The sequence below is a fragment of the Belnapia mucosa genome, assembly GCF_016775475.1.
In the GTDB taxonomy this organism is placed as follows: Bacteria; Pseudomonadota; Alphaproteobacteria; order Acetobacterales; family Acetobacteraceae; genus Belnapia; species Belnapia mucosa.
This window is the reverse complement of record NZ_JAEUXJ010000010.1, coordinates 96836-112743: the sequence shown is the minus strand read 5'-3', so window position 1 is coordinate 112743 and position 15908 is coordinate 96836. Positions and strand designations below refer to the sequence as shown.

The following is a 15908-nucleotide window of genomic DNA, read 5'->3' as shown; positions in this document are numbered from 1 at the left end:
ATCGTCCCAATTTTGTACGGCCGTCCCGGTGAATTCACCGGATTAGGATTCCGGGCTAGGCTTCCGCCATGAGCATCGCCCTCCCTGCCCTGTTGCCGCGCATCGGCACCGGCTTCGACGTCCACCGCATCCAGGCCGGCCGCCCGATGGTGATCTGCGGCGTCACCATCCCTTGCGAATTCGGCCTGGAAGGCCATTCCGATGCCGATGTCGGCATCCACGCCCTCTGCGACGCCATCTATGGCGCGCTGGCCGAGGGCGATATCGGGCGCTGGTTCCCGCCCTCGGAAATGCAGTGGAAGGATGCCGATAGCGCGCAATTCCTCCGCCATGCCACTGGCCGGGTGGCGGCGCGGGGCGGGGTGATCTGCAATGTGGACGTGACCATCCTCTGTGAGCGGCCGCGGATCGGTCCCCACCGGGAGGCGATGGAGGCGCGGCTGGCGGAGCTGCTCGGCCTGCCAGCCGGCCGGGCCAGCGTGAAGGCGACGACGACCGAGCGACTGGGCTTCACCGGCCGCGGCGAGGGTATCGCGGCGCAGGCGGCGGCGATGCTGCTGGTGCCCAAATGAGGAAGCGGACTCGGTTCGCTGGGTGACGCGGCACGGTCATTGCTGCGGCGGCGCCATGAAGCGCCGCACCCTGCTCGCCACCGCCCTCCTCCCCGGCCTCGCCACCGCCCTCCTCCCCGGCCTCGCCCGTGCCCAGGCCCCGGCTTGGCCGGACCGTCCGGTCCGCATCATCATCCCTTTCCCCGCCGGCGGCCCGACCGATGTGGCGGTCCGGCTGCTGGCCGAAGCGCTGGGGCGGCAGCTGCCGCAACGGGTGCTGGTGGAGAACCGGCCGGGGGCCGGATCCCTGCTCGGGACGGAGGTGGTGGCGAAGGGGCCGCGCGACGGCTCCGTCTTCCTCACCGCGACCGTCGCCCATGCGGTGAACCCGGCTCTCTATGCAAGGCTGCCCTACGATCCCGAGCGGGATTTCCGCGGCGTCGGGCTCATCGGCACGGTGCCCCTGCTGGTGGTGGTGCCACAGTCCAGCCCGGTCAAGGACTTGCCGGACCTACTTGTCATGCTGCGGGAACGGCCGGGCGGCCATGACTATGGCAGCGCGGGCAATGGCTCGGCCCAGCATATCGGGGCGGAGCTGCTGAAATCGATGGCGGGCGTCCAGGCGAACCACATCCCCTATCGCGGCAACCCGACCGCGCTGACCGACCTCGCCGCCGGACGGCTGGCCTTCGTCATCGAGAGCATGGCGACGACCCTGCCGCAGGTGCGGGGCGGCACGCTCCGGGCGCTGGCGGTGACGGCACCGGCCCGGGTGAAGCTGGCGCCGGAGGTGCCGGCGGTGGCGGAAACCCTGCCCGGCTATTCCGCCTGGACCTGGAACGCGATCCTCGCCCCCTCCGGCGTGCCGGAGGAGGCGGTGACGGGGATGAGCGCCGCGATGAATGCAGTGCTGCCGGGCCTCGTGCCGCGGCTGGAGGGGCTGGGGCTCGACCCGAAGCCGGGCCTGAGCCCGGCCGAGGTGGATGGCTTCATTGCCGCCGAGTCGGCGAAATGGCAGGGGCTGATGCGGGCGGCCGGGATCAGGGCGGACTGACCCGCTCGGCCGCCTCCTCGGCGACCTGGCGGAGCTCGACCACGGTGGCGGAGACCGCCTCCGCTGCCTCGGCCGCCAGTTCCGGCCGCGTCTCCACAGCCGCGGCGGCGCTGAAATCCACGGCGCAGACGATATGCGCCAGGTTCACCGTCGCCTCCGCCGCGCCCGTGACCGGCGCGCCGAGGAAATGCTTCGACCGCCAGGCGAGGTCCGCCGCAGCCGGCACCCCGGCATGGTCGAGCATCAGATCGAGCAGGATCGTCCCCGCCTCGGAGATATGGGCCGCGCGGAGGGAGGCGACGCGGAGCACATCGCCCGTCGTCAGCAGCAGGCCGAAATGCCCCTCCTGCGCCCCCATCATGCGCCCGGCGAACCAGGCAGGCAGCAAGGCCGCTACGGCCTCGGGGTCGTCGAGGCGGGTCCAGCTCGGCATGGGATGTCCTTCGGTGGGGTTCGCCCCCTAACGCAGCGGCGGCGGGACTGTTCGCCATCGCACATGGCCGGAAGGTCAGCCCGGCCGGACCTCCGCCCGCACCCAATCCATGAATTCCGCATCCCCTGCCGCCGCCGGCAGGGCCAGGATCGATGGCAGGCTGTAGCTGTGCATGGCGCGGATGCGGGCGCGCAGCGCCTCGAAGTGGCTCCCGGTGGTCTTGAGGACCAGGGCCGCCTCGGTCTCCTCCCGCAGCTCGCCCTCCCAGCGATAGATCGCGGTATGGCCGGGGAGGAGGTTGGCGCAGGCGGCCAGCCGCTCCTCCACCAGCGCCCGGCCGAGGCGGCGGGCTTCCGCCGCATCGGCCGCGGTCACATAGACCCAGAGGACGGGGTCCGCCGCCATCCTCAGGTGCGTTCGAGGATCGAGACGTAATTGGCCACCGCCGCCCCGCCCATGTTGAAGACGCCGCCGATCTCCGCCTTCGGCAGCTGCATCGCCCCGGCCGTGCCCGTCAGCTGCATCGCCGTCAGCACATGCATGGAGACGCCGGTCGCGCCGATCGGATGGCCCTTGGCCTTCAGCCCGCCGGAGCGGTTGACCGGCAGCTTGCCATCGGCGGCCGTCCAGCCCTCCAGCGCGGCGCGGGATCCCTGCCCGTCGGGCGTCAGCCCCATCGCCTCGTATTCCAGGAGCTCGGCGATGGTGAAGCAGTCATGCGTCTCGACGAAGGAGAGGTCAGTGACGGCGCCGAGCCCGGCCTGGTCCAGCGCCCGGCCCCAGGCCTCGCGCGGGCCCTCGAAGCGGATGATGTCGCGGGAGGCGATGGGCAGGTAGTCGTTCACCTGGACCGCGGCGCGGAAGCGGACCGCCTTCTGCATCGCCTTGGCCGTCTCGGCATCGGTGATGATCATGGCGGCGGCGCCGTCGGAAACCAGGCTGCAATCGGTACGCTTCAGCGGCGGGGCGACGAAGGGGTTCTTCTCCGACTCCGCGCGGCAGAAGGCGAAGCCCAGGTCCTTGCGCATCTGCGCCCAGGGGTTGTCGACGCCGTTCTTGTGATTCTTGGCTGCGATCGCCGCCAGCGCGTCGGACTGGTCGCCATGGCGCTGGAAATAGGCCTCGGCGATGCGGCCGAAGACGCCGGCGAAGCCGCCGCGGATATCCTGCTCGGTCTTGCGGTAGCTGGCATTGAGCAGGATCTCGCCGACCTGCGGCCCGGGCGTCGCCGTCATCTTCTCGGCCCCCAGCACCAGGGCAAAGCGGCCCCGCTTGGCCGCCAGGAAGTCCAACGCGCCATGGATGGCGGCGCTGCCGGTGGCGCAGGCATTCTCATAGCGGGTGATGGGCTTGAAGCGCAGTTCCGGAATGGACTGCAGCACCAGCGAGGCCGGAAAGCCCTGGTTGGTGAAGCCCTCGCCGAACACTCCCAGGAATCCGGCATCGATCTCGGCCGGGGAGATGCCGGCATCCTCGATCGCGGCGCGCCCGACGCGGGCGAGCAGGCTCTCGATATCCGGCTCCTCCAGCTTGCCGAAGGGGGTATGGGCCCAGCCCACGATGCAGGCGTCCATGGCATCCTCCGTTTGGCGCTTGGCCGGACCATAGCTAGGGTCGCCCGCACCACAAAGGGGGAAACCGGGCATGAGCTGGCAGCCGGAATTGGAGGAGCTCGCGACGCGCGAGGCGATGGCGCGGGCAATGGGCGGGCCCGACAAGGTCGCCCGCCAGCATGCCGGCGGCCGGCTGACGGTGCGAGAGCGGATCGATGCGCTGGTCGATCCCGGCTCCTTCCATGAGGTCGGCGCCATCGCCGGGCGGGCGGAATACGGGCCGGATGGGCGGCTGAAGCAGCTGACGCCCTCCAACTGCGTCATGGGCCGCGGCCGGGTCGACGGGCGGCCGGTGGTGGTGGTCGGCGACGACTTCACCGTCCGCGGCGGCAGCGCCGATGCCACCATCCGCGAGAAGCCGATCATGGCCGAGCGCATGGCGGCCGGGCTGCGCCTGCCGCTGATCCGGGTAATCGAGGGCTCGGGCGGCGGCGGCTCGGTCAAGACCATCGAGACCACGGGCCGGGCCAACCTGCCGGGCGGGATCGGGGGCGAGGCGCTCTACCAGCTCACCGGGGACAACCTCTCGCTCGTGCCGGTGGTCGGGCTCGGCCTCGGCTCAGTCGCGGGGCTCGGCGCGGCGCGGCTGGCGGCGACGCATTTCTCGGTCATGACCAAGGAGACGAGCGCCATGTTCGTCGCCGGCCCGCCGGTGGTGAACGCGATGGGCGGCACGCCGCTCGGCAAGCAGGAGCTGGGCGGCTGGGAGATCCAGACCCGCTCCGGCGCCGTCGACCATGCCGTGGAGGATGAGGCGGAGGCCTTCGCGGCGGCGCGGCGCTTCCTCTCCTACCTTCCCGCCTCGGTGCATGAGGTCGCGCCGCGCACAGCGTGCGAGGACGATCCGGCGCGGGCGGAGGAGTCCTGGCTCTCGGCCATCCCGCGCGACATCCGCAAGCCCTACCGTGCCCGGCCGCTGCTCGAGAGCATCTTCGACCGCGGCAGCTTCTTCGAGATGGGGCGCTATTTCGGCCGCTCGGTCATCACCGCCCTCGCCCGGCTGAACGGATTGCCGGTCGCGGTCATCGCCGGCGACCCGATGTTCTATGCCGGGTCCTGGACCGCCGATGCCTGCGCCAAGGTGATCCGCCATGTGGACCTGGCCGACACCTTCCACCTGCCCGTCGTGCATATGATGGACTGCCCCGGCTTCATGATCGGGCTGGAGGCGGAGCAGCGGGCCACCATCCGCTGGGGTGTGCGCACCATGGCGGCGATCAACCAGAGCCGCACGCCCTGGTGCACCGTCATCCTGCGCAACGCCTTCGGCGTCGCCGGCGCCATCCATCAGCCGGCCGGGCGGTTCAATCTGCGCTTCGCCTGGCCCTCGGCCCGCTGGGGCTCCCTCCCGCTGGAGGGCGGGATCGAGGCGGCCTACCGCGCCGATATCGACGCGGCCGAGGACCCGGCGGCGAAGCTCGCCGAGATCGAGCAGCGCCTGCAGCTGCTGCGCAGCCCGCTGCGCACCGCGGAGGCCTTCTGGGTCGAGGAGATCATCGACCCGCGGCGGACCCGCGCGCTGCTCTGCGAATTCGCCGATCAGGCGGAGCGGCTGCGCGAGCCGGGGCGGATCGGGCGCGGGATGCGCCCCTGAGGCGGGGCCGCCTCACTCCGCCCGGATGCCGGCGCCCTGGATCAGGTCGCGGAACTGGGCCCGGTCGCGCTCCATCCGGGCGGCGAGCGTCTCCGGTCCCTCGAACATCGGGGTGAGGCCGTTATCGAGCAGGCGCTTCCGCCAATCCGGCCGCTCCAGCCCGGCGCGGATCGCGCCGGCCCAGGCCTCCACTGCCTCCCGCGGCATCGTGCGCGGGGCGCAGGCGGCGAACCAGCCGGCGATGGTGAAGCCGGGGACGCTGGCCGAAAGCGGCGGGGCGCTGAAATTCGGATGCCCCGTCTCGTCGCCGACCGCCAGCAGGCGCAGCGAGCCCTCGCGGATCTGCCCCGCCACGTCGCCGAGATTGGTGATGAGGATATCGACCCGGCCGCCGAGCATATCCACGATCGCCGGCGCGGCGCCGCGATAGGGAATGTGGACCAGATCGATCTTCGCCAGCCGCTTCAGCAACTCCCCCGCCAGATGCTGGGCGCTGCCGGTGCCGGCGCTGGCGAAGCTCAGCGCGCCGGGCTTCGCGCGCGCCTCGGCCAGCATGGCCGCGACATCGGCGAAGCGGTCGCGCGCCGCGACCAGGCCGTAGGTCGAGAGGGCGAGATTGGCGACCGGCACCAACTCCGTCGTGACATCCAGCGGCAGGCGCTGGCCGGGCAGGTTCGGGGTGATGGTCATTGTGCCCATCGGGCATTGCAGCACCGTCAGCCCATCCGTGCCGGAGCGCGCCACCGCCTCGGCAGCGATGACGCCATTGGCGCCGGTGCGGTTCTCCACCACTGCATTCTGGCCGAGCGCGGCGCCCGCCATCTCGGCGATGATCCGGGCGGTGAGGTCGCCGGTGCCGCCGGCGGCGAAGCCCGCGACGACGCGGAGCGGCCGGTCGGGCTGCCAGGCGGCGGCCGGCATCAGCGGCAAGGCGGCGAGCAGCAGCGCGGCCAGGGCATTGCGCATGGACCTTGGTTCCTCCCCTTTGTCGGCATCCTCCGGCCCAGCCCGGCAGGCCGTCAAGCCGCGGGGGATGGACCTCGGCCCGGCTCTGGCCGAAGCTTCGGGCTTCGCAGCGAGGAGCCGCGCCATGCCGACCAGCCTGATCCGCAATGCCGCCTGGGCGGTGGTCTGGGATGCGGCGGCGGGGCGCCATGCCTATGCCCGCGGCGTCGATATCCGGCTGGAAGGCGGCAAGGTCGCCGCCATCGCCCCGCACGACCCGGCCGCTCCGCCGCCCGCGGGCACGGAGGTGATCCCCGGCGAGGCGCTGCTGGTGCTGCCCGGCCTGGTCGACGTCCATACCCACCCGACCACCGAGCCCGGCCTGCGCGGCGTGCGCGAGGATCATGGCGTGCCCGAGCAGCAGATGAGCGGCCTGTTCGAGCGCGCGCAGTCCCTCCGCCTCGACGAGGCCGGGCGCGAGGCGGCGCAGCGCCTGGCCTATGCTGAGCTGCTCTCGGGCGGCGTCACCAGCGTCGTCGATCTCTCGGCGCCGCATCGCGGCTGGCTCGGGGTGATGCGGGAGTCGGGGATGCGGGTCTGGGCCGGGCCCGGCTATGCCTCGGCGCAATGGGGCATGACGGCGCCGCAGACCGTCACCTGGACCTGGACCGAGGGCGCCGGCCGCGCCGGCTTCCAGCGCGCCCAGGCCCTGATGGACGAGGCCGAGGCCGATCCCTCCGGCCGGCTGTCCGGCATCGTCTTCCCGGCCCAGATCGACACGGTGGAGGAGGCGCTGCTGCGCGATTCCATCGCCCTGGCGGAAGCGACGGGCCGCCCCTTCACCACCCATATCGCCCAGGCCGTGGTCGAGGTGCGGGAGATGATCACCCGCCACGGCATGACGCCGATTCAATGGGCCGCCTCCATCGGGCTGCTGACGCCGCGCAGCATCCTCGGCCATGCGATCTTCCTCGATGAGCATCCGAGCATCGGCTGGCATGGCGCGCGGGATCTGGCCCTGATGGCGGAGCATGGCGTGGCGGTGGCGCATTGCCCCTCCCCCTTCGCCCGCTATGGCGAGCATCTGAAGGATTTCGGCCGCTATGCGCGGCGTGGCGTGCGGATGGCGATGGGCACGGATTGCGCGCCGCACAACCTGATCGAGGAGATGCGGCTGGCCATCCTGCTGGCGCGCAATGCCGGGCGGGACCTCGCCGGGGCGGATACCGCCATGGTCTTCCAGGCCGCGACGGTGGGCGGGGCGGAGGCGCTGGGGCGGCCGGATCTCGGGCGGCTGGTGGTGGGCGCGGCGGCCGATCTGGCGCTGGTGGACCTCACCCATCCGCTGATGAACCCGCCGCGCGACCCGCTGCGCTCGCTCGTCTTCCACGCCGCCGACCGCGCGGTGCGGCAGGTGATCGTGGCCGGGGAGACGGTGCTGCGCGACGGCAAGCCGACCCGGCTCGATGTCTCGGAAGCCGCCGGCATCCTGGCCGAGAGCCAGGCGCGGATGCTGCGGGATGCCGCCGGGCTCGACTATCGCGGCCGGGATGGCGATGCCATCGCGCCGCTCAGCCTCGGGATGCTGGCATGACCTTCTCCCTGATCGGGCGCTGCGCCAGGACGGGGCAATTCGGCGCCGCCGTTACCACCTCCTCCATCGCGGTAGGCAGCCGGGTCCCTTTCTGCGCCGCGGGGGTGGGGGCGGTGCTGACCCAGCACCGGACCGATCCGGGACTCGGGCCGCGCGGCCTGGCCCTGCTGCGCTCCGGCTGCTCGGCCGAGGAGACCGTGGCGGCGCTGGTCGCCTCCACCCCGCACCATGCCTGGCGGCAGATCGCGGTGATGGATGCGGCCGGGCGGACGGCGCATTTCGACGGGGCGCGGGTGAAGCCGGAACGCGCCGCGGCGCATGGGCCCGATGTGGTGGCGCTGGGCAATATCCTCTCGACCGAGGCGGTGCCGGGGGCGATGGTCGCGGCCTTCCTCGCCGCGCCCGGGGCGCCGCTGGCCGAACGGCTGCTGCGGGCGCTGGAGGCGGGCGAGGCTGCGGGCGGCGAGCATGGCGAGGTCAGCTCGGCCAGCCTGATGGTCGTCTGGGGCGAGAGCTTCCCCTATGTGGACCTGCGGGTGGACAAGGCACCGGCGCCGCTGCCGGCGCTGCGCGCCCTCTGGGAGGAATACGCCCCCCTGGCCGATGGCTTCCGGCAGCGGGCGCTAGCGCCGGAGGATGCACCGGTCATCTAGCGAACCCGAGGCGGGGCCGGATCGTTAGGGGGTTATCCAACAGGAGACTCCGCATGAGCATTTTCGGCCGTATCCTCGACAAGCTGCGTGGCCACGCCCAGGCCGCCCCCGCCGGCCCGGCCGGCGGCCCGCCGCAATCCCCGGCGCCGAGCGATGACCTACCCACTGCCGCGCCGGCCGGCGCCGCATCGGCCATGGCGCAGGTGGATGTCGAGGCGATCCTCAACGGCCTGGCGCAGAAGGCCTCGCAGCGGCTCGACTGGCGGCATTCGATCGTCGACCTGATGAAGCTGCTCGACCTCGACAGCAGCCTGGAGGCGCGGAAGTCCCTGGCGCAGGAGCTGCACTTCAGCGGCGACACCAACGACTCCGCTTCGATGAATATCTGGCTGCACAAGCAGGTCATGCAGAAGCTGGCCGAGAATGGCGGCAAGGTCCCGGCCGAGCTGCGGGACTGAGCATCGCGCTTCCCTCCGGACGGCGGCGGCACAAAGCCGTTCCGCCACCGGAGGGGGCTGCCTCAGCCCTCGCTACGCGAGCACGGCAACCGCCTCGATCTCGATCAGCCATTCCGGCATGGCGAGGGCGGAGACGCCGATCAGCGTGCTGGCCGGTGGCGTCCGGCCGGCGAAGAAGGGCGATCGGGCCTGGCCGATGATGGGCCGGTGCTCCGGCCGGTAGTCCACGACATAGATCGTGATCTTCACGATATCCGCGAAGGATGCGCCTGCCGCGGCCAGGGCCAGCCCGACATTGCGCATCGCCTGCGCGGTCTGGGCGCCGAGGTCGCCGGCCCCGACCAGCCTCCCCTGCTCATCGATGGAGACCTGGCCGGCCGTGTAGATCGTGCGCGATCCCGAGGCGACGACGACCTGCGAGAAGGCCGGGTTGTTCAGCAACCCCTGCGGCTGGGGATATTCGATCCTGCCCATGTCCTGGATACCTCCGGTATCGCAAATCCTGGACCGGGGTCGCGCTTGGCGCCAGATTGGCCGCACGGATAGCCAGGGGACGAGACGCCATGAAGACACGCGCGGCGGTGGCCTGGGCGGCGGGGAAGCCGCTGAGCATCGAGACCATCGAGATCGAGGGGCCGAAACCCGGCGAGGTGCTGGTCGAGGTGATGGCGACCGGCCTTTGCCATACCGACCAGTACACCCTGAGCGGCCGCGACCCGGAGGGGCTGTTCCCGGCCATCCTCGGGCATGAGGGCGCCGGGATCGTGCGCGAGGTCGGCGCCGGCGTCACCAGCCTGAAGCCGGGCGACCATGTGATCCCGCTCTACACGCCGGAATGCCGGCAGTGCAAAACCTGCCTCAGCCAACGCAGCAACCTCTGCACGGCGATCCGCGCGACCCAGGGTCGCGGCGTGATGCCGGACGGTACCAGCCGCTTCTCCTGCGAGGGCACGCGGGTGATGCACTATATGGGCTGCAGCACCTTCGCCAATTTCACCGTCCTGCCGGAGATCGCGCTGGCGAAGATCCGCGAGGACGCGCCCTTCGACAAGATCTGCTATATCGGCTGCGGCGTGACCACCGGCGTCGGCGCCGTCATCAACACCGCCAAGGTCTGGCCGGGCGCCAATGTCGCAGTCTTTGGCCTGGGCGGCATCGGGCTGAACGTGCTGCAGGGCGCGCGGATGGTCGGCGCCGACAAGATCATCGGCATCGACCTGAACCCGGCGCGCGAGGCGATGGCGCGCCAGTTCGGCATGACCCATTTCATCAACCCGAACGAGGTCGGCGCCGACAAGGTGGTGCAGGCGATCATCGACCTGACCGGCGGCGGGGCAGATTTCTCCTTCGAGTGCATCGGCAATACCAAGGTGATGCGCCAGGCGCTGGAATGCACCCATCGTGGCTGGGGCGAGAGCATCATCATCGGTGTCGCCGGCGCCGGCGAGGAGATCAGCACCCGGCCCTTCCAGCTCGTCACCGGGCGGAATTGGCGTGGCACCGCTTTCGGCGGCGCACGGGGGCGGACCGACGTGCCGAAGATCGTCGACTGGTACATGGAAGGGAAGATCGACATCGACAGCCTGATCACCCACACCATGCCGCTCGAGCAGATCAACCATGGCTTCGAGCTGATGGAGCGCGGCGAGAGCATCCGCAGCGTGGTCATCTACTGATGCGGCGGCGCGCGCTGGTCGCGGGGCTGATGGCCGCGCCGAGCCTGGCGCGCGCCGAGGGCCCCTTCCCCAACCGCCCCATCCGCCTCGTCATCCCCTGGCCGCCGGGCGGCACCAACGACATCGTCGGCCGGCTGGTGACGGAGGGGATGGCGGCGCGGCTCGGCCAACCCATTGTCATCGAGAACCGCGGCGGCGCCGGTGGCATGCTCGGTGCCGAGGTCGTCGCCAAGGCGCCACCGGATGGCTACACCCTGGTGCTGGGCGGCAGCGGCAGCCTGACCATCACCAGCCTGGTGCAGGCGCGCGTCCCCTATGACGTCGCCACCGCCTTCGCCCCGATCGGCATGATGGCGCTCGGACCGAATGTGATCGTCGTGCATCCGTCCTTGCCGGTGCACAGCCTGAAGGAATTGCAGGCGGTGGCGCGGCGCTCCTCCCCGCCCCTCTCCTATGCCTCGCCCGGCGTCGGCAGCACCGGCCATGCAGCAGGGGCGATGATCGCCCAGGCGCTGGAGGTGGAGATGGAGCACATCCCCTATCGCGGCACCGGCCCGGCGCTGAACGACGTGCTGGCCGGGCGGGTGCCGGTCTTCACCAATGCGCTGGCGCCGATGCAGCCGCATATCCAGTCCGGCGCGCTGCGCGCCATTGCCATCGCCGGGCAGCGGCGCAGCACCGCCATGCCGGCACTGCCGACCACCGGCGAACAGGGTTTCCCGCAGATCGAGGCGGCGACCTGGTTTGCCCTCCTCGGCACCGGCGGGACTCCGCCCGACCGCATCGCCACCCTCTTCGCCGCGCTGAATGCGACCCTCGCCGACCCCGAGGTGCGACGGAAGCTGCTGGAAGGCGGGCTGGAGGTGGAGCCGAGCGAGAGCCCGGAGGCCTTCGCCCGCTATTTCGCGGAGGACCGGGCGCGCTGGGCACCGGTGGTCCGGCGGGCGGCGATGCGCGTGGAGTAGCTTGGCAAGCGGGCGCCTTGGCCCCATCCTCCTGGCAACGAAAGAAAGTCTGGGAAACGTCACCATGGACCGCCGCACCCTGTTGCTTGCCACCGCGGGCCTCGCCGCGCCGCGCCTCGCCCGCGCCCAGGGGGGGCCCTACCCCTCGCGGCCCATCCGCATGATCGTGCCCTGGCCGCCGGGCCAGGCGACGGACCTCATGGCCCGGGTCGCCGGGCAGCAGGTCGCGGCACAATGGGGCCAGCCCCTGGTGCCGGAGAACAAGGCCGGCGCCGGCGGCATGATCGGGACGGATGCCGTCGCCAAGTCGCCGCCCGATGGCTACACCATCCTCGCCGCCTCGACCGGGCCCATCACCACCGCGCCGCTGGTGCAGCGCACGGCCTATGATCCGGAGAAGGATTTTGCCCCGGTCGCGATGATCGGCATCTCGCCCTATCTACTGACGGTGAACCCAAATTTCCCGGCCCGCACGGCGGCGGAATTCCTCGCCGTGGTGAAGGCGAATCCGGGGAAATACACCTATGCCACCTCCGGCACCGGGGCGGCGGCGCATCTCATCACCCTGATGTTCCTGAGCCGCACCGCGCTGGAGACCGTGCATGTTCCCTTCGCCGGCAGCGGGCCGGCGCTGACCTCGGTGGTGGCGGGACAGGTTGATTTCGCGGTGGACACGCTGGCGGCGACCGGGCCTTTGGTGCGGCAGGGGGCGCTGCGCGCGCTCGGCATCTCGCTCGCGGCCGGCAGCCCGCTGGCACCCGACATCACGCCCCTCGCCCAGCTGCCCGAGGCGCGCGGCTTCGATGTCGGCGCCTTCGGCGGCTATATGATGCCGGCCGGGACGCCGGCGCCGATCATCGAGCGGCTGGCAGCGGAGACCGAGCGCGCCATGGCGACCGATGAGGTGAAGTCCCGCATGGCCGCCATCGGCTTCCAGGCCCAGGCCCGCAACACCGCCGACTTCACCGCCTATCTCAAGACCCACCGGGAGCAGTTCCGGCAGGTGATCGAGGCGAACAACATCCGCGTGGAGTAGCGGCTCAGTAGCTCTTCGGCAGGCCCAGAACCCGTTCCGCGATGTAGCAGCAGATCAGGTTCGGGCTCACCGGCGCGATCCAGGGGATGAGCGCTTCGCGCAGGAAGCGCTCCACATGGTATTCGCGCGCATAGCCGAAGCCGCCATGGGTCATGACGGCGTTCTGCGTCGCCTCCCGCGCCGCCTCCGCCGCCAGGTATTTCGCCGCATTGGCCTGGGCGCCGCAGTCGAGGTGCTGGTCGTAGCGCCAGGCGGCCTGCAAGGTCATCAGCCAGGCCGCCTCCAGCGCCATCCAGTCCTTGGCCAGCGGGTGCTGCACCGCCTGGTTCTGGCCGATGGGCCGGCCGAAGACCGTCCTCTCCCGCGCATAGGCGGCGGCGCGGGATAGGGCGGCGCGGCCGATGCCGATGGCCTCGGCGGCGATCAGCACCCGTTCGGGGTTCAGCCCGTGCAGGATGGTGCGGAAGCCCGTCCCCTCTTCGCCGATCCGGTCTTCGACCGGGACTTCCATATCCTCGAAGAAGATCTCGTTCGAATCGACCGCCTTGCGGCCCATCTTGTCGATCTCGCGGATGCTGGCACGGCTGCGGTCGAGCTTGGTGTAGAACAGGCTGATGCCATCGGCCGGGTTGCGGCACTGCTCGATGGGCGTGGTGCGGGCCAGCAGCAGGATGGTGTCGGCGACCTGGGCGGTGCTGATCCAGACCTTCTGGCCGTTGACGATGTAGCGGTCGCCCCGCCGCTCGGCGCGCGTCTTCAGCCGTGTGGTGTCGAGGCCGGTGGTCGGCTCTGTCACGCCGAAGCAGGCCTTCACCTCGCCGCGGGCGATGGGCGGCAGCATGCGCGCCTTCTGCTCCGGCGTGCCATGCACCACCACCGGATGCAGGCCGAAGATGTTGAGGTGGACGGCGGTCGCGCCCGACATCCCGGCGCCGGAGGCGGCGATCGCCTCCATCATCAGCGCCGCCTCGGTGATGCCGAGTCCGCTGCCGCCATACTCCTCCGGGATGCAGATGCCGAGCCAGCCGGCCTCGGCGAGCGCATGGTGGAAGTCGTGCGGGAAGCCGCCCTCCTTGTCCTTCCGCAGCCAATAGGCATCGTCGAACCGGGCGCAGATGGCGCCGATCGAGCGGCGAATCTCCTCCTGTTCGGGGCTGAGCGCGAAATCCATGGGGGTTCCTCCTGCCGCCAAGCCTGGGGCATCCTGGCCGCGGACAAAAGGGGGGGCGGGGATGCTGCCGCTGATCGGGTATCTCGACCGGTTCTCGGCCCGGCCGGGCGAGGCGCTGGCGGTGAAGGTCTCCGCGGCGCGGCCCTACCGCGCCGACCTGGTGCGAATCCGCCATGCCGACCCGAACCCGGCGGGGCCGGGGATGCGGCTGATCCCGGTCGAGGCCGACTGGGCGGGCGAGTATCCAGCGCGGGAACAGGCGGTGGCGCTCGGCTCCCATGGCGAAGCCGAGGGGCGGCTGGCTCTGGGCCGCGCCTTCACCCTGCTGCTGCGGCTGCAGCCCTGGCTTCAGGGCGGGGTGCCCCTGGCGCTCGAGGTCGGCGACCATGCGCTGCGCCTCAGCCTCTCGCCCGAGGGGTTGCGGGCCGAGGCGGATGGGGCGGCCTGCACGGTGCCGGCGCCCCTGCCCCGCCGCTGGTACGAGGTGGCGGTGCGGATCGGCGAGGGCCGGCTGCGCCTGTCGCAGCGGGCGCTCTCGCCCATTGCCGGCCGGGACGACGAGGGCGAGGCGGAGACGGCGCTGGCGGAGGCCGACTGGTCCGGCGCCGCGCGCATCGCCTTCGGCACCGGCACTGACGGAAGGCTGGAGGACCCGCTGCTGCTGGCGGGCATTGCCCCGGCCGGGCTGGAAGCGCCGGAGGCGCTGCTGGCGGAGGGGCGGGTGCTCGCCTGGTGGGACTTCGCCGAGGGCATCCACACCCAGACCATCAGCGATCGTGGCCCTGGCGCGCTGCATGGGCGGCTGGTGAACCTGCCGGCCCGGGCGATGCGCGGCAGCCGCTGGACCGGGGCCGAGCATTGCTGGCGCCACGCCCCTCGCCACTATGCCGCCATCCATTTCCATACCGACGACCTCGCCGATTGCGGCTGGGAGACCGCCTTCACGGTGCCGATCCCGCCGGACATGCGCAGTGGCGTCTATGGCGTGCGGCTGCGGGCGGAGGGCGCGGAGGACATCATCCCCTTCTATGTCCTGCCCCCCAGGGGCGAGGCACGGGCGCCCATCGCCTTCCTCGCCAGCACCTTCACCTACCAGGCCTATGCCAACCATGCCCGGGGCAATTTCGATGCGGCCTTCCGGGCGCGGGTCGAGGCCTGGGGCGCCTGGCCGCACAACCCCGACGACCATCACGACTTCACCCACAGCACCTACAACCGCCACCCGGATGGCAGCGGGATCGGCTTCACCACGCGGCTGCGGCCGATCCTGACCATGCGGCCGGGCTTCCTGACCTTCGACGACCCGCGCGGCTCCGGCCTGCGCCACTTCCCGGCCGACAGCCACATCACCGACTGGCTGGAGGAGCTTGGCTTCGCCTTCGACGTCATCACCGATGAGGACTTGGACGAGGAAGGGCTGGCGCTGCTCGCCCCCTACAAGGCGGTGGTGACGGGCAGCCACCCGGAATACCACACCCAGGGCACGCTCGACGCGCTGCAGTCCTATGTCGATGGCGGCGGGCGGCTCGCCTATCTCGGCGGCAACGGCTTCTACTGGAAGGTGGCACGCCGCGGCCCGGTGCTGGAGCTGCGCCGGGCGGAGGGCGGCATCCGCGCCTGGGCCGCCGAGCCGGGCGAATACTGGCACCAGTTCGACGGCGCGCTCGGCGGGCTGTGGCGCCGCAACGGCCGCCCGCCGCAATTGCTCTGCGGCGTCGGCTTCTCCGGCCAGGGCGCCTTCGAGGGCTCGCATTACCGCCGCCTGCCCACGCCGCCGCATCTCGCCTGGATCTGGGAAGGGATCGAGCCAGCGGTGATCGGCAATTTCGGCCTTTCGGGCGGCGGCGCGGCGGGGTTCGAGCTGGACCGGGCCGACCCGCTGCTGGGCACCCCGCCAGGGACGGCGATCCTGGCGCGATCCGAGGCGCATCAGCCGCATTTCGTCACGGTGCCAGAGGAATTGCTGGGCCGGCTGACCACCATCAATGGCGAACCGGCACCGGATCTAGTGCGGGCCGAGATCGTCTATGGCGAGACGGCGGGGGGCGGCGCCTTCTTCTCCACCGGTTCCATCACCTTCGCCGGGAGCCTATCCCATGCCGGCTACGTTAACCCGGTCTCCCGCCTGCTCGAGAACGTGCTCCGCCGTTTCAGCTTGTGACCGA

16 protein-coding genes are annotated in these 15908 nt (G+C 71.4%); 10 read left to right on the top strand and 6 right to left on the bottom strand.

Translation table 11 applies throughout. The features are described from left to right. The first annotated feature begins 68 nt into the window (after positions 1-68). Positions 69-572, top strand: a complete 504-nt coding sequence (gene ispF / locus JMJ55_RS20830; RefSeq protein ID WP_236033884.1) for a 2-C-methyl-D-erythritol 2,4-cyclodiphosphate synthase — start codon at positions 69-71, stop codon at positions 570-572. 55 nt (positions 573-627) lie between these two features. Continuing rightward, positions 628-1605, top strand: coding sequence for a Bug family tripartite tricarboxylate transporter substrate binding protein (locus tag JMJ55_RS20825; RefSeq protein WP_202827532.1), 978 nt, complete (start codon positions 628-630; stop codon positions 1603-1605). Here the strand turns inward: JMJ55_RS20825 and JMJ55_RS20820 are convergent. From JMJ55_RS20820 to JMJ55_RS20810, 3 genes are all read right to left on the bottom strand, one after another. Next, positions 1592-2038, bottom strand: coding sequence for a hypothetical protein (locus tag JMJ55_RS20820; protein ID WP_202827531.1), 447 nt, complete (start codon positions 2036-2038; stop codon positions 1592-1594). The genes JMJ55_RS20825 and JMJ55_RS20820 overlap by 14 nt on opposite strands. Before the next feature lie 75 nt (positions 2039-2113). Next, the gene (gene cutA, locus JMJ55_RS20815; protein WP_202827530.1) at positions 2114-2443 is read right to left on the bottom strand and encodes a divalent-cation tolerance protein CutA; all 330 of its coding nucleotides are present in this window, start codon (positions 2441-2443) and stop codon (positions 2114-2116) included. 2 nt (positions 2444-2445) lie between these two features. Then, positions 2446-3612 carry an acetyl-CoA acetyltransferase gene (locus tag JMJ55_RS20810; protein WP_202827529.1) on the bottom strand — a complete coding sequence of 389 codons (1167 nt, stop codon included), beginning with the start codon at positions 3610-3612 and terminating at the stop codon, positions 2446-2448. 70 nt (positions 3613-3682) lie between these two features. Between JMJ55_RS20810 and JMJ55_RS20805 the strand changes: the two genes are divergently transcribed. Then, the gene (locus JMJ55_RS20805; RefSeq protein ID WP_202827528.1) at positions 3683-5245 is read left to right on the top strand and encodes an acyl-CoA carboxylase subunit beta; all 1563 of its coding nucleotides are present in this window, start codon (positions 3683-3685) and stop codon (positions 5243-5245) included. 12 nt (positions 5246-5257) lie between these two features. On the opposite strand, the gene JMJ55_RS20800 is transcribed toward JMJ55_RS20805, so the two are convergent. Continuing rightward, positions 5258-6211: a Bug family tripartite tricarboxylate transporter substrate binding protein gene (locus JMJ55_RS20800; RefSeq protein WP_202827527.1), complete on the bottom strand. Its 954-nt coding sequence runs from the start codon at positions 6209-6211 to the stop codon at positions 5258-5260. A 124-nt stretch (positions 6212-6335) separates the two neighbouring features. Here JMJ55_RS20800 and JMJ55_RS20795 point away from each other — a divergent pair, with 124 nt between their 5' ends. The 3 genes from JMJ55_RS20795 to JMJ55_RS20785 are packed head-to-tail and all read left to right on the top strand — an operon-like array spanning position 6336 to position 8895. After that, positions 6336-7784: an amidohydrolase family protein gene (locus JMJ55_RS20795; protein WP_202827526.1), complete on the top strand. Its 1449-nt coding sequence runs from the start codon at positions 6336-6338 to the stop codon at positions 7782-7784. Next, positions 7781-8437 (top strand): DUF1028 domain-containing protein, encoded by a 657-nt coding sequence (locus JMJ55_RS20790; protein ID WP_202827525.1) that lies wholly within the window; start codon positions 7781-7783, stop codon positions 8435-8437. The genes JMJ55_RS20795 and JMJ55_RS20790 overlap by 4 nt, the downstream gene beginning before the upstream one ends. 53 nt (positions 8438-8490) lie before the next feature. Then, positions 8491-8895 carry a DUF3597 domain-containing protein gene (locus JMJ55_RS20785; protein ID WP_202827524.1) on the top strand — a complete coding sequence of 135 codons (405 nt, stop codon included), beginning with the start codon at positions 8491-8493 and terminating at the stop codon, positions 8893-8895. A gap of 72 nt (positions 8896-8967) precedes the next feature. Here JMJ55_RS20785 and JMJ55_RS20780 read toward each other — a convergent pair whose 3' ends face one another. Then, a complete protein-coding gene (locus JMJ55_RS20780; protein WP_202827523.1) occupies positions 8968-9369 on the bottom strand; it encodes a RidA family protein in 402 nt (133 codons plus the stop codon). A gap of 89 nt (positions 9370-9458) precedes the next feature. Here JMJ55_RS20780 and JMJ55_RS20775 point away from each other — a divergent pair, with 89 nt between their 5' ends. The 3 genes from JMJ55_RS20775 to JMJ55_RS20765 all read left to right on the top strand — a co-directional run bounded on the left by JMJ55_RS20775 (position 9459) and on the right by JMJ55_RS20765 (position 12572). Further along, a complete protein-coding gene (locus tag JMJ55_RS20775; RefSeq protein WP_202827522.1) occupies positions 9459-10571 on the top strand; it encodes an S-(hydroxymethyl)glutathione dehydrogenase/class III alcohol dehydrogenase in 1113 nt (370 codons plus the stop codon). Continuing rightward, positions 10571-11536 (top strand): Bug family tripartite tricarboxylate transporter substrate binding protein, encoded by a 966-nt coding sequence (locus JMJ55_RS20770; RefSeq protein WP_202827521.1) that lies wholly within the window; start codon positions 10571-10573, stop codon positions 11534-11536. The genes JMJ55_RS20775 and JMJ55_RS20770 overlap by 1 nt, the downstream gene beginning before the upstream one ends. Positions 11537-11600: 64 nt before the next feature. Then, a complete protein-coding gene (locus tag JMJ55_RS20765; protein ID WP_202827520.1) occupies positions 11601-12572 on the top strand; it encodes a Bug family tripartite tricarboxylate transporter substrate binding protein in 972 nt (323 codons plus the stop codon). 4 nt (positions 12573-12576) lie between these two features. On the opposite strand, the gene JMJ55_RS20760 is transcribed toward JMJ55_RS20765, so the two are convergent. Beyond that, positions 12577-13743 carry an acyl-CoA dehydrogenase family protein gene (locus JMJ55_RS20760; RefSeq protein ID WP_202827519.1) on the bottom strand — a complete coding sequence of 389 codons (1167 nt, stop codon included), beginning with the start codon at positions 13741-13743 and terminating at the stop codon, positions 12577-12579. A 61-nt stretch (positions 13744-13804) separates the two neighbouring features. On the opposite strand from JMJ55_RS20760, the gene JMJ55_RS20755 reads away from it, so the two are divergent. Then, complete coding sequence (locus JMJ55_RS20755) at positions 13805-15904, top strand: N,N-dimethylformamidase beta subunit family domain-containing protein (protein ID WP_202827518.1); 2100 nt, start codon at positions 13805-13807, stop codon at positions 15902-15904. The last annotated feature ends 4 nt before the right edge of the window (positions 15905-15908 follow it).

Bases quoted from the DNA above. Each gene is read 5' to 3' on its own strand.
- JMJ55_RS20770 (WP_202827521.1), top strand. From the start codon at position 10,571: ATGCGGCGGCGCGCGCTGGTCGCGGGGCTGATGGCCGCGCCGAGCCTG.
- JMJ55_RS20775 (WP_202827522.1), top strand. From the start codon at position 9,459: ATGAAGACACGCGCGGCGGTGGCCTGGGCGGCGGGGAAGCCGCTGAGC.
- JMJ55_RS20755 (WP_202827518.1), top strand. From the start codon at position 13,805: ATGCTGCCGCTGATCGGGTATCTCGACCGGTTCTCGGCCCGGCCGGGC.
- JMJ55_RS20820 (WP_202827531.1), bottom strand. From the start codon at position 2,038: ATGCCGAGCTGGACCCGCCTCGACGACCCCGAGGCCGTAGCGGCCTTG.
- JMJ55_RS20810 (WP_202827529.1), bottom strand. From the start codon at position 3,612: ATGGACGCCTGCATCGTGGGCTGGGCCCATACCCCCTTCGGCAAGCTG.
- JMJ55_RS20805 (WP_202827528.1), top strand. From the start codon at position 3,683: ATGAGCTGGCAGCCGGAATTGGAGGAGCTCGCGACGCGCGAGGCGATG.
- JMJ55_RS20800 (WP_202827527.1), bottom strand. From the start codon at position 6,211: ATGCGCAATGCCCTGGCCGCGCTGCTGCTCGCCGCCTTGCCGCTGATG.
- JMJ55_RS20785 (WP_202827524.1), top strand. From the start codon at position 8,491: ATGAGCATTTTCGGCCGTATCCTCGACAAGCTGCGTGGCCACGCCCAG.
- JMJ55_RS20795 (WP_202827526.1), top strand. From the start codon at position 6,336: ATGCCGACCAGCCTGATCCGCAATGCCGCCTGGGCGGTGGTCTGGGAT.
- cutA (WP_202827530.1), bottom strand. From the start codon at position 2,443: ATGGCGGCGGACCCCGTCCTCTGGGTCTATGTGACCGCGGCCGATGCG.
- JMJ55_RS20780 (WP_202827523.1), bottom strand. From the start codon at position 9,369: ATGGGCAGGATCGAATATCCCCAGCCGCAGGGGTTGCTGAACAACCCG.
- JMJ55_RS20825 (WP_202827532.1), top strand. From the start codon at position 628: ATGAAGCGCCGCACCCTGCTCGCCACCGCCCTCCTCCCCGGCCTCGCC.
- ispF (WP_236033884.1), top strand. From the start codon at position 69: ATGAGCATCGCCCTCCCTGCCCTGTTGCCGCGCATCGGCACCGGCTTC.
- JMJ55_RS20790 (WP_202827525.1), top strand. From the start codon at position 7,781: ATGACCTTCTCCCTGATCGGGCGCTGCGCCAGGACGGGGCAATTCGGC.
- JMJ55_RS20760 (WP_202827519.1), bottom strand. From the start codon at position 13,743: ATGGATTTCGCGCTCAGCCCCGAACAGGAGGAGATTCGCCGCTCGATC.
- JMJ55_RS20765 (WP_202827520.1), top strand. From the start codon at position 11,601: ATGGACCGCCGCACCCTGTTGCTTGCCACCGCGGGCCTCGCCGCGCCG.